Consider the following 11,738-nt stretch of genomic DNA (forward strand, 5'->3'; position numbering starts at 1 on the left):
CGCTTATGGATGTTTAGACGTCTGAACGTATAGAAGGTGACATGCAGGAATCGCAACAGCTACAACGCACCATGAAAACCCGCCATCTGGTGATGCTCTCGCTCGGCGGCGTGATCGGCACCGGGCTCTTTTTCAACACCGGCTACATTATTTCCACCACCGGGGCGGCGGGCACGCTGCTGGCCTATCTTATCGGCGCGCTGGTAGTCTGGCTGGTAATGCAGTGCCTGGGCGAGCTGGCGGTCGCCATGCCCGAAACCGGCGCATTTCACGTTTACGCCGCGCGCTACCTCGGCCCGGCCACGGGCTACACGGTGGCCTGGCTTTACTGGCTTACCTGGACCGTGGCGCTCGGCTCAAGCTTTACCGCCGCAGGCTTCTGCATGCAGTACTGGTTCCCGCAGGTGCCGGTCTGGATCTGGTGCCTTGTGTTCTGCGTGGTGATTTTTGCACTCAACGTTTTCTCCACCCGGCTTTTCGCCGAAGGGGAGTTCTGGTTCTCGCTGATTAAGGTCATTACCATTATCGCCTTTATCGTGCTCGGCGGGGCGGCGATGTTTGGCTGGCTGCCGCTGAAAGACGGCTCGCCCGCGCCGCTGTTGCACAACCTCACGGCGGCAGGCTGGTTCCCGCACGGCGTGCTGCCTATTCTGATGACCATGGTGGCGGTGAACTTCGCCTTCTCCGGCACCGAACTTATCGGCATCGCCGCCGGCGAGACCGAAAACCCGCAGCACGTGGTGCCGGTGGCTATCCGCACCACCATCGCCCGGCTGATTATCTTTTTTATCGGCACCGTGCTGGTGCTGGCGGCGCTCATCCCGATGGACCAGGCGGGCGTGGTGAAAAGCCCGTTCGTGCTGGTGTTTGAAAAAGTCGGCATCCCGTATGCGGCGGACATTTTTAACTTTGTCATCCTGACGGCGATTCTGTCGGCGGCGAACTCCGGGCTGTATGCTTCCGGGCGCATGCTCTGGTCGCTCTCTAACGAGCGCACGCTGCCGCGCTGCTTTTCCCGCCTGACGCGTCGCGGCGTGCCGCTGACCGCGCTTTCGGTGAGCATGCTGGGCGGCGTGCTGGCGCTGCTCTCAAGCGTTATCGCGCCCGATACGGTGTTTGTCGCGCTGTCGGCCATTTCCGGCTTCGCGGTGGTGGCGGTGTGGCTGAGCATCTGCGCGTCGCATTACCTTTTCCGCCGCCGCCATCTGGCCGAGGGGCGCGCGCTTGATGAACTGCACTACCGCGCGCCGTGGTTCCCGCTGACGCCGATACTGGGCTTTATCCTCTGCCTGGTGGCCTGCGTGGGCCTGGCGTTTGACCCGAGCCAGCGCATTGCGCTGTGGTGCGGGCTGCCTTTTGTTGCGCTCTGCTATGGCGCCTATTATGTTACGCACGCCTTTTCAACGCGTCAGACCCGTGAGGAACCGCGCCATGCCACTGAATAATCCTTTAAATGCGCTGTTGAGCCAGCAGCCTTATGTCGTGCTGGACGGCGCGCTCGCCACCGAACTTGAAGCGCGCGGCTGCAACCTGGCGGACAGCCTCTGGTCAGCGAAAGTGCTGATGGAAAACCCGGAGCTGATTTACCAGGTGCATCTGGATTACTTTCGCGCCGGAGCGCAGTGCGCCATTACCGCGAGCTACCAGGCCACGCCCGCAGGTTTTGCCGCGCGCGGGCTGGATGAAGCGCAATCCTGCGCGCTGATAGCCCGCAGCGTGGAGCTGGCGCGCCAGGCGCGGGAGGATTTTCTTAAAGAACAGCCGCAGGCTGCGCCGCTGCTGCTGGTGGCGGGCTCGGTAGGGCCGTATGGCGCTTTTCTTGCCGACGGCGCGGAATACCGGGGCGACTACCAGCTTAGCGAAGCGGCGTTTAACGCGTTCCACCGTCCGCGCGTTGCGGCACTGCTGGCGGCGGGGGCGGATCTGCTGGCCTGCGAAACGCTGCCGTCGCTGGCCGAGGCGCGGGCGCTGGCCGCGCTGCTGACAGAGTTTCCTGCCGCTCGCGCGTGGTTCTCGTTTACGCTTCGCGACAGCGAGCACATCAGCGACGGTTCGCCGCTCGGCGAGGTGGTGGAAGCGCTGAAGAATAATCCGCAGATTGTGGCGCTCGGCATTAACTGCATCGCCCTTGAGAAAACCACCGCCGCGCTTTCTCACCTGCACAGCTTAACGCCGCTGCCGCTGGTGGTTTACCCCAACTCCGGCGAGGAGTATGACGCGGCAAGTAAAACCTGGCGCCACCGCGGCCACGCCTGCCATACGCTTGAACACTACCTGCCCGCCTGGCGGGAAGCGGGCGCGAAGCTGATTGGCGGCTGCTGTCGCACCACGCCGCAGGATATCGCCGCGCTTGCCCGTCAGCGTCGCGCGTAGACGCGCGTTTTCCGCCCCGAAAGGGGCGGCTCTCCCGCCTTGTACATTCGGTTACACGCCGATACCAATCACTCACGGAAGCGGCGGCGCGGCTTCTCTATAGTGACTTCAACGGCCCCGCAGTGGGGTAGCGAACAAAACAACGTTGAGGGTAAAGAGATGAAAAAAGTATTAGCACTGATTGTTGCTGCGACCATGGGCCTGTCCGCCGCCGCTTTCGCTGCAGATAACGCTGCTGCGCCGGCTCCGGCTGCCACCGCCACCACTTCCGCGCCGGCGAAAGCCCCGGCTGCAAAAACGCACCATAAGAAAGCGCACAAGAAAGCCGTTGAGCAGAAAGCCCAGGCGGCTAAAAAGCACCACAAAAAAGCGGCTGCCACCACCGAGCAGAAACCGGTAGAACAGAAAGCGCAGGCGGCTAAAAAGCACCATAAAAAAGCGGCTGCCACCACCGAGCAGAAACCGGTAGAGCAGAAAGCCCAGGCGGCTAAAAAGCACCATAAAAAAGCGGCTGCCACCACCGAGCAGAAAAAACCGGTAGAGCAGAAAGCGCAGGCCGCTAAAAAGCATCACAAAAAAGCGGTAAAACACACCGCCGCTAAACCGGCTGCCCAGCCTGCCGCATAAGTTTCATTCGTTTGTCCCCCCGCAAAACACCCGGCTCGCCGGGTGTTTTTTTGTGACGTTTCAGCCGCGCTTACTCCCGGCGCAGCGTCATCAGCAGAATCGGCAACGCCAGCAGCAGCGTCAGCAGATTGGCCGCGCTAACCGCGATGTCGTTAATCAACATCCCATACACCAGCCAGAGCACCAGACCGCAGACAAACATGGCGTACATCATCCGCGAAATACCCTGCGTATTGCGGGTCGTGAGCACTTTTATCGCCTGCGGCAGAAACGACAGCGTGGTCAGGCTCGCCGCCAGATACCCGATTATCTTCACCCATTCCATACCTACGCCCCGACCTGTTCAGCCGTGACCGCCCGATCCGGCTTCGCCGGCGACCGATCGACATGCCGGTATTTATCCAGCAGGTGGATCTGAATGCGGCGCAGCAGATCGCCATTGAGCTTGTAGAAGCGGAAGTAAACCAGCAGCGAAACGAGGAAGAAGATCGCAGGCAGCGCCAGCATGATAAGCTGCATCCCCATCAGGGTGCTGGCGGACTGGGCAGCATTCGGCACATACCCGATAAGACCGAGCGCAACCGCGATAAAGTACGCCGCGAACGCCGCGCCCGCTTTGACTACCAGCGTCTGCACCGAATAGGCGATGCTTTCGCAGCGCACGTTCAGTTTATATTCCCCGTAGTCCACGGTGTCGGCGACCATAATCACCTGCAACACCCAGAAGAAGGCTTTGCCGATGCTAAACAGCACGCCCGCCAGCAAGATGATGACCGCATGGGTAAAACCCGTCATCGCCATCCACAGCAGTACGCCGCTGCCCAGCACCGGCAATATCGACGCTCCGGCCCATAATATCCGCCGTGAGAAGAGTTTCACCAGCTTCGGAAACAGGATAAGAATAAGCAAATTGGCGATGCCCGCATAAGACATGTAGTACGGGAAGAGGTCGACATTGCCGAGCGCGTAAGTGAAGTAATAAATGGCGAAGCCGTCGATAATGTTGGCCGCCGTGTTATAGGCCAGCGCCATAATCAGCAGACAGGCGAGCTGATCGTTTTTAACGATAAGCATCAGCATCTGCTTCAGGCCCATCGTGTCGCTCCCGGCGCCAGCCTGTTTATCCGAAGAGTAAACCTCATGCACGTTGCGCAGGGTGACGAAGGTGGAAAGCACAAAGAAGCCAATCAACACCAGCGTGAACATCTGAAAGCCGAAACCGCGATCCGCACCGCCCACCGCATTTACGAAAGGCAGCGCCACGCCTGCGGTGACAAAGCCCGCAAGGCTTGCGAAAAAGCGCGGGTAGGGCACCAGTTGTTCCCGCTCGCGCTTGTCGAGCGTGATGGTCGGCACCAGCGACCAGAACGGCACATCCATGATGGTGTAGGTAAAACCCCACAGCAGGTAGGTCGCCCAGACCCATACCAGCTGCGTCGCGCCTTCGAAGTGGTGCGCGCTGAACAGCATGTAGAGCACGGCGGAATTCGCCAGGGTGCCAATCAAGATCCAGGGCTTGAATTTCCCCCAGCGTGAGCGGGTACACTCCACAATCCAGCCCATGATCGGGTCCGCCAGCGCATCGAGAATGCGGGCTATCAAAAACAGGGTGCCGACCATGCCGACCGACAGGCCGACAATATCGGTGTAGTAATACATCAGGTACATGTAGACGATGCCGATAGCGAAATCCTTACCAAACGCGCCGAATCCGTAGCTGAGCTTTGTTGTCATTGAAATACTCATAGGGTACCGATTGCCTCTTTCAGTGTCGGGCAGGGGGAGCGCGAAAGCAGCCGGGCTCGTTGGCCCGGCTGCCGTGCAGGCATTAGCGGTGCAGCCAGGCGGGCAGCCAACTGCCGTGGCTGTCGATAAGGTCGTCCACCAGCGCGTAGATCTCCTCAATACCCAGAACGGCGGCAGTATGCGGATCCATCAGCGCGGCGTAGTAAACGTAATCGCGGTTTTCCGTCAACACCGCCTCCGTCAACAGCGTCTGCACGTTAATGTTGGTTTGCATCATGGCGGCCAGATGTGCGGGCAGGCGGCCTGCTTTGGTCGGCTGGATGCCGTTGGCGTCCACGAGGCAGGGCACCTCCACGCAGCAGCCTTGCGGCAGGTTGTCGATAAGCCCATCGTTGCGGACGTTGCCGTAAATCACGCTCGGTTCGCCCGTCCAGACGGCGTTCATGATGGTGCTGGCGTATTCGCGCGAGGGTTTCACGTCGATGCGGTCGGCCGTTTTAAACTGCTCTAACTCCTTGCGCCAGTTCGCTAACTGCTCCACGCAGCGTTTTGGATACTCATCCAGCGGCACCTGATAGCGGGCTATCAGATCCTCGCGTCCGGGTTTGATAAACCAGGGCGTATATTCGGCGAAATGCTCGGAGGATTCGGTCACGAAATAGCCCAGCTTTTTAAACATTTCGTAGCGCACAATGTTCTGGCAGCGCGGGTTGCCGTGCAGGTTAGGCTTCGGCGCGCGTTTTTCGGCATAAGCTTGCAACAGCTCCGGGTAGAGGCTGACGTAGCTGCCGTCCGCGCACTTTTTCTCAAGCGTCAGATAGAACGCCATATGGTTGATGCCGGCGCAGCGATAGCGCAGGGAAGCCGGGTCGAGGTCAAGATCCCGCGCCAGCTCCTCCGCCGTGCCCTGCACCGAGTGGCACAGCCCAACCTGTTTGATGTGCGGGTAGCGGGCATACATCGCCCAGGTGTTCATCGCCATGGGGTTGACGTAGTTGAGCATGATGGCGTTGGGGCAGACTTCCGTCATCTCTTCGCAAATCCGCCAGAGGTGCGGAATGGTGCGCAGCGCGCGCATGATGCCGCCCGGGCCGAGCGTATCGGCGATGGTTTGCTCAAGGCCGTGGCGCTTGCAGACCTCAAAGTCGGTGACGGTGCAGGGCTCATAGCCGCCAATCTGGAAGGCGACGACGACAAAGTCGGCGTCGGCAAGCGCGCTTTTCTGGTCGGTATGGCAACTTATCTGCCCGTGCGCGCCGACGGAGTCCATCAGTTTACGGACCACGATATGCGACTCTTCCAGCCGCGCGGCGTCAATATCCATCAGCGCGACGTGGGCCGCTTTCAGCGCGGGACGCTGAAAGACATCGCCGAGGATGTTTTTCACAAAAACCGTGGAACCGGCGCCGATAAAGGTAATTTTTGGAGCGGACATAGCTTTCTCCCTGGTGTGGTGATGTCTGCTTAGCGTGGCACACCCTTTTTGCGCTATCCGCTCTCTTCCCGGCAGGGCATTCCCGAAACCTCAGATCGCGCCATGCGGCGCGCGGGATCTGAGGTTTCGGGAAAAAAGAGACGATTTAGCAGAGTTAACGGCAACCCGACTGGCTAAACTGGAAGAGCAAGCCGGCATCCGCTGCATGAAAATGAGAATCCAGGAAAGAGGGAGAAGATGGGAAAACTAACGACGCCATCCCCGGCAAGACCGGATATGTGCAGCGGCGATGAGAAAGAGACCCGCGGCCCGCTGTCGCTCTATTCAGAATATCAGCGGATGGAAGTTGAACTGCGCCCGCCGCACGCGATGCCCGCCAGCCACTGGCACGGACAGGTGGAGGTGAATGTGCCGTTCGACGGCGACGTGGAGTATTTGATAAACAATGAAGTGGTGCGCATTAAACAGGGTTACATCACGCTCTTCTGGGCCTGTACCCCGCATCAGTTGACGCGGCCTGGCGACTGCACGCAAATGGCGATTTTCAATCTGCCGATGCACCTGTTTCTCTCCTGGCCGCTCGATCGCGAACTTATTAACCACGTTACTCACGGCATGGTGATTAAGTCGCTGGCCGCCCAGCAGTTAAGCGCCTTCGAGGTGCAGCGCTGGCAGAACGAACTCAACAGCGATAATGAACAGATACACCAGCTGGCGATAGATGAAATCGGCCTGATGCTCAAGCGCTTTAGCCTCTCCGGCTGGCAGCCGATTCTGGTGAACAAAACCTCGCGCACCCATAAAAACAGCGTCTCGCGGCACGCGCAGTTTTACGTCAGCCAGATGCTGGAATTTATCGCCGTTAATTATGATCAGATGCTGACCATTGACGCGATTGCCGAGCATGTAAAGCTCAATCCCAACTATGCGATGGGGATTTTCCAGCGCGTCATGCAGCTCACCATGAAGCAGTACATTACCGCCATGCGCATCAACCACGTGCGCGCGCTGCTTAGCGATACGGACAAAACCATTCTGGATATCGCCTTGACCGCCGGGTTTGGCTCCAGCAGCCGTTTTTACAGCACCTTCAATAAATATGTCGGCATGACGCCGCAAAAGTACCGCAAGCTGAGCCAGCTGCGGCGACGGGGAAACGAACTGGCATAGGCTGGCGCTGCGTCAGCGCATCGTTTGTCTTAACCGTCCGCCGCGCGTTGATGGGCGCTGATGTAACGCTCGCGCCGCGACGCTTTAAGGCGCGTTAAGTCCACCAGCACCAGCCCGTCAATGCAGTCGTTAAACGCCGGGTCGCTGCCGAAGTCGATAAACTGCACGCCGCCGGGTTCGCAAAGCTCCGAATATTGCTTATAGAGCGGCGGAATGCCGCAGCCGAGATTGCCGAGCAGCGTTTTCAGGCGCGTCAGATCTTCCACATAATCTGCGCCGCTGAACTGCGCCAGGGCCTCGGGCAGCGAAACGGGATAAGGGCGACGGGAGGCGGCCAGCGCCTCGGGGGCCGGAAACCAGAGCCGGTAAAACGCCACCAGCAAATCGCGCGCGGCAGGCGGCAGCCCGCCGGAGATAGAGACCGGTCCAAAAAGATAGCGGTAGTGCGGATAACGCGCCAGATAAGCGCCGATGCCGCTCCACAGATAATCCAGCCCGCGACGTCCCCAGTATTGCGGCTGAATAAAGCTGCGTCCCAGTTCAATACCCTGGCTGACTATCGCCTTCATTCGCTCGTCATAGTGGAAGAGCGTATGGCTGTAGAGCGCGTCAAAGCCATGCTGCGCCACCAGCCCGGCGCAGGGGGCGAAGCGGTAAGCGCCGACTATCTCCAGCGCCGCGTCATCCCAGAGGATCAGATGCTGATAGTCGTCGTCGTAACGGTCGATATCGCGGCGTCTGCCGCTGCCTTCGCCCACCGCGCGAAAGGCGATTTCCCGCAGGCGGCCCAGTTCGCGCAGCACCGGCGCCTCTTCCGCGCCGCGCCGCTGCCAGAGGTAAATTGTCTTGCCGTCGGGGGTTTGCCCTAACACTTCCGCCTGCGCCAGCGCGTGGCGCAGCGTGGCGCGGTCTTCCGGTCTGGCGATGGCGCATTCGCTGTTAAAAACGCCCTTGCGGCCTTTACCCAGTTGCTGCACATGGCGGCGAAAGCGCGCCGCCGTCTCTTTCGCCGCGGCGTCAGGCTCATGCCAGCAAGTCCAGGGGATGCGTTCGCCGATGCGCACAGGCAGCGTGGCGCCGCGCTTGCGGAACATTTCGCCAATCAGCATCAGCATGGCGAGCGTGGGAGAGAGCAGCGAGGCGCCGTAAAAAGCGAGGCTGTTGCGCCCGGCCAGGTACGCCGGCAGCACCGTAGCGCGATAGCGGCTGGCAAGCTTAACAAAGCCCGGGTTCCAGGCTTTATCCACAATGCCCTGCGTCGCCGGACGCGACACTTCGCCCGCCGGGAAAAAGATCAGCACGCCGCCGCGCTCAAGCTGCGCTTCCATCTGCTTAATGGCGCTTTTCCGGGTGCGATTGCCCAGATTATCCACGGCGATAAAGAGCGAAGAGAGCGGTTCGAGATGGCTCAACATGCGGTTAGCCACCACTTTGATATCCCGCCGCACGCGGGAGAGCGCGTAGAGCAGCAGCAGGCCGTCAAGCGTGCCGGTGGGATGGTTCGCCACCACCACCAGCGGCCCGCGATCGGGAATTTGCTCAAGCTCTCTTGCCGCGATGTCGCAGCGGATCTGCAGATGTTCCAGCACCTGTTCCACCATATCCAGCCCTTTAAGGTGACGGTGGCGGTCGGCGAAAAGCCGGAATTCCTCTTCGTGAAGCAGACTTTTTAATACGCGCTTTAGCCAGGGGGCGGTGTTGCCGTGGGGGTTAAGGTCGTGCAGAACGTTATCGATACTGAACATGCCAGGCTCTCCTCGCGTTAACGAGGTGAACATAACGAGAAAAGATGACGGCGCCGTGTCAGCACCATGAAGGAAACGTCACAGCGTGAGCGCAGCGAAAAAAGAGCACTTAACGCTTTTTGACGCGAATGCGTCATCAAATGGGCGTAAATAACCTCTCTTTAGCCTGGAATAACGACTTTATGGCGAAAGATAACATGTGTTGTAGCGTAATTGTTAACCATTGAGGTTCTGCCCGTAAAACGCAGGGCTGGTAAGGCATTCAGACGAGTTGGTAAGCGAAAAAGCTCAAAAACGATCGTTAAAAAACGACAATAGCGGGGCTTAATAAAAAGGGCGGCCCGTAAGCCGCCTTTTAACGCATCAGATAATGTTTTTCTCGGCCAGATCGAGCGCGAAATAGGTAAAGATGAGATCCGCGCCGGCGCGCTTAATAGCGCCCAGGCTTTCCAGCACGACGTTGGTTTCATCAATCGCGCCCGCCTGCGCGGCGAATTTGATCATCGCGTACTCGCCGCTCACCTGATAGGCGCCGAGCGGCAGGGCGGTGCGTTCGCGGATATCGCGCAGAATATCCAGATACGGGCCTGCCGGTTTCACCATCAGCGCATCCGCGCCTTCCGCCTCATCCAGCAGAGACTCGCGAATCGCTTCGCGGCGGTTCATCGGGCTCATCTGGTAGGTTTTGCGGTCGCCTTTCAGGGCGGTGCCCGCCGCTTCACGGAATGGGCCGTAGAAAGACGAGGCGAATTTAGTGGAGTAAGACATGATGGCGGTATCGGTAAAGCCCGCCGCGTCCAGCGCCTGACGAATCGCTTTTACCTGGCCGTCCATCGCGGCGGAAGGGGCGATAAAGTCCGCGCCCGCGCGTGCGGCCACCACGGCCTGCTTGCCGAGGTTAATCAGCGTCTGGTCGTTATCCACGCCGTGGTCGCACAGCACGCCGCAGTGGCCGTGGGTGGTGTATTCACAAAAGCAGGTGTCAGACATGACGATCATCTCCGGCACCGCGTCTTTAGCGATGCGGGACATGCGCGCCACCAGGCCGTTTTCATTCCAGGTGTCGCTGCCGCACTCGTCGGTGTGGTGGGAGATACCGAAGGTCATCACCGAGCGGATGCCCGCGTTGGCGATACGCTCAATCTCTTTGGCGAGGTATTTTTCCGGAATGCGCACGACGCCCGGCATCGCAGCGATAGGTTTGTAATCATCCAGCCCCTCTTCAACGAAGATTGGCAGCACCAGGTCGTTGCGGCTCAGCGAGGTTTCTTCAAACATAGCGCGCAGCGAAGGCGATTTACGCAGGCGGCGCGGACGGGAAATCAGGGAGAAATCGGACATGGCGGTTATCTTTTGTCTGCAAGAAAGACCCTTATTTTACCCGATTTATTGCGCGACGTTTTACGATTATGGTCGCTAAACGGCCATCCCTGGCCCTGCAGGGTTAATTCAGGCCCGCTTTATCCAGCCCGTAAGCCGCGTCGGCGGAGCCGGGAGTCGCGCGAAACGCCACGCCCATACGGTTCCAGCTGTTGATGGCGGCTATCTGGAAACTGATTTGCGCAATCTCTTCTTCGTTGAAGTGCTCGCGCACCGCGCCCCACTCTTCGTCAGAGACCTCCTGGTTGGTCAGGCGGGTCAGCGCCTCGGTCCAGGCCAGCGCCGCCCGTTCGCGGGCGGAAAAAAGCGTGGATTCGCGCCAGACGGCGACATGATGCAGACGCAGCTCGCGCTCGCCGTGCATTCTCGCCTCTTTTACGTGCATATCGACGCAAAAGGCGCAGCCGTTAAGCTGAGAAGCGCGCAGCATAATAAGCTGCCCCAGCTCTTTGATGACCGGCTTTTGGTTGAGCGCGGCGCTGAGTTCCATACACTTTTTCGCCAGATCGCCCGCGGCCTGGAAGTAGTTAAGACGTTGTGACATGGTGATTCTCCCGACGTGTTTGAATGAACTGGCGTCATTGTGCCGGGAGTATGGTCTGCCTTACAGGGCCATGTTTTGAGTTTACAGGCAGACCATAAGGCGGGTTACTCTTGCTCTTTAAGCAGTTCGATTAAACGTTCCAGGGCGAAGGCCGCCGCCTGGTCGATAACGGTTTTTGGGTCGCCGTTAAAATGACGCTTTTCCGCCACCACGCGACCATCATTTAGCGCCCAGCCAAACCAGACGGTGCCCGCGGGCGTGCCGTCTTCGCCGCCGTCCGGCCCGGCGTAGCCGCTGACCGACAGGCTGACATCCTCCCCGGAGCGGTCGCGCGCGCCCTGCGCCATCTCTTTTACCGTCTGTTCGCTGACGGCGGTGTACAGGCGCAGCGTCTCTTCGCTGACGCCCAGCATATTCTGCTTCGCTTTATTGGTGTAAGTGGTAAAGCCGCTGGAGAAGAAATCGGTGGTGTCGCCGGTGGCGCATAGCGAATAGGCGATAAGCCCGCCGGTGCATGACTCCGCCGTGGCAAGCTTCAGGCCTTTCGCACGAAGGTACTCTCTGACTTTAGTGGTAGCGCGTTCGATAGCATCATTCATTTTTATCTCCTGTAACCAGAACCCTAAGGAGTATAGATGACACTCTGGCCATTAACGGAGCGGCGAGGCCGGGGTATTGACGCGCTTTTCTTGTGGGGAAGGGGAGGAGGCGTAAAAAA

Annotated in this window: 11 protein-coding genes; 4 read left to right on the forward strand and 7 right to left on the reverse strand. The window is 59.3% G+C overall.

Annotation, left to right across the window (positions count from 1 at the left end; all coding sequences use genetic code 11):
- Window positions 1–41 precede the first annotated feature (41 nt).
- The 3 genes from mmuP to asr all read left to right on the forward strand — a co-directional run bounded on the left by mmuP (window position 42) and on the right by asr (window position 3,000).
- A complete protein-coding gene (gene mmuP / locus MT962_RS01015) occupies window positions 42–1,445 on the forward strand; it encodes an S-methylmethionine permease (protein WP_024555658.1) in 1,404 nt (467 codons plus the stop codon).
- Window positions 1,432–2,373 (forward strand): homocysteine S-methyltransferase, encoded by a 942-nt coding sequence (gene mmuM, locus MT962_RS01020; protein WP_247364193.1) that lies wholly within the window; start codon window positions 1,432–1,434, stop codon window positions 2,371–2,373. Before mmuP ends, mmuM begins: the two co-directional genes overlap by 14 nt.
- Before the next feature lie 159 nt (window positions 2,374–2,532).
- Window positions 2,533–3,000 (forward strand): acid resistance repetitive basic protein Asr, encoded by a 468-nt coding sequence (gene asr, locus MT962_RS01025; RefSeq protein WP_247364194.1) that lies wholly within the window; start codon window positions 2,533–2,535, stop codon window positions 2,998–3,000.
- A 70-nt stretch (window positions 3,001–3,070) separates the two neighbouring features.
- Here asr and MT962_RS01030 read toward each other — a convergent pair whose 3' ends face one another.
- From MT962_RS01030 to MT962_RS01040, 3 genes are all read right to left on the reverse strand, one after another.
- Window positions 3,071–3,325, reverse strand: a complete 255-nt coding sequence (locus MT962_RS01030) for a SemiSWEET transporter (RefSeq protein WP_024555661.1) — start codon at window positions 3,323–3,325, stop codon at window positions 3,071–3,073.
- 2 nt (window positions 3,326–3,327) lie between these two features.
- Complete coding sequence (gene melB, locus MT962_RS01035; RefSeq protein ID WP_247364196.1) at window positions 3,328–4,746, reverse strand: melibiose:sodium transporter MelB; 1,419 nt, start codon at window positions 4,744–4,746, stop codon at window positions 3,328–3,330.
- A gap of 82 nt (window positions 4,747–4,828) precedes the next feature.
- Window positions 4,829–6,181, reverse strand: a complete 1,353-nt coding sequence (locus MT962_RS01040) for an alpha-glucosidase/alpha-galactosidase (protein ID WP_188723105.1) — start codon at window positions 6,179–6,181, stop codon at window positions 4,829–4,831.
- Between the two features lie 237 nt (window positions 6,182–6,418).
- Here MT962_RS01040 and melR point away from each other — a divergent pair, with 237 nt between their 5' ends.
- Window positions 6,419–7,351 carry a transcriptional regulator MelR gene (gene melR, locus MT962_RS01045; protein ID WP_024555664.1) on the forward strand — a complete coding sequence of 311 codons (933 nt, stop codon included), beginning with the start codon at window positions 6,419–6,421 and terminating at the stop codon, window positions 7,349–7,351.
- A gap of 29 nt (window positions 7,352–7,380) precedes the next feature.
- Here the strand turns inward: melR and MT962_RS01050 are convergent, their stop codons facing one another.
- The 4 genes from MT962_RS01050 to MT962_RS01065 form a co-directional block, all read right to left on the reverse strand.
- A complete protein-coding gene (locus tag MT962_RS01050; protein WP_247364198.1) occupies window positions 7,381–9,096 on the reverse strand; it encodes a GNAT family N-acyltransferase in 1,716 nt (571 codons plus the stop codon).
- Between the two features lie 363 nt (window positions 9,097–9,459).
- Window positions 9,460–10,437 carry a porphobilinogen synthase gene (hemB, locus tag MT962_RS01055; protein ID WP_024555666.1) on the reverse strand — a complete coding sequence of 326 codons (978 nt, stop codon included), beginning with the start codon at window positions 10,435–10,437 and terminating at the stop codon, window positions 9,460–9,462.
- Between the two features lie 103 nt (window positions 10,438–10,540).
- Window positions 10,541–11,020, reverse strand: coding sequence for a carboxymuconolactone decarboxylase family protein (locus MT962_RS01060; RefSeq protein ID WP_024555667.1), 480 nt, complete (start codon window positions 11,018–11,020; stop codon window positions 10,541–10,543).
- Between the two features lie 104 nt (window positions 11,021–11,124).
- Complete coding sequence (locus MT962_RS01065; RefSeq protein WP_024555668.1) at window positions 11,125–11,619, reverse strand: 2-oxo-tetronate isomerase; 495 nt, start codon at window positions 11,617–11,619, stop codon at window positions 11,125–11,127.
- Window positions 11,620–11,738 lie beyond the last annotated feature (119 nt).

Origin of the sequence: Franconibacter sp. IITDAS19, assembly GCF_023079515.1 — a bacterium.
In the GTDB taxonomy this organism is placed as follows: domain Bacteria; phylum Pseudomonadota; class Gammaproteobacteria; order Enterobacterales; family Enterobacteriaceae; genus Franconibacter; species Franconibacter pulveris.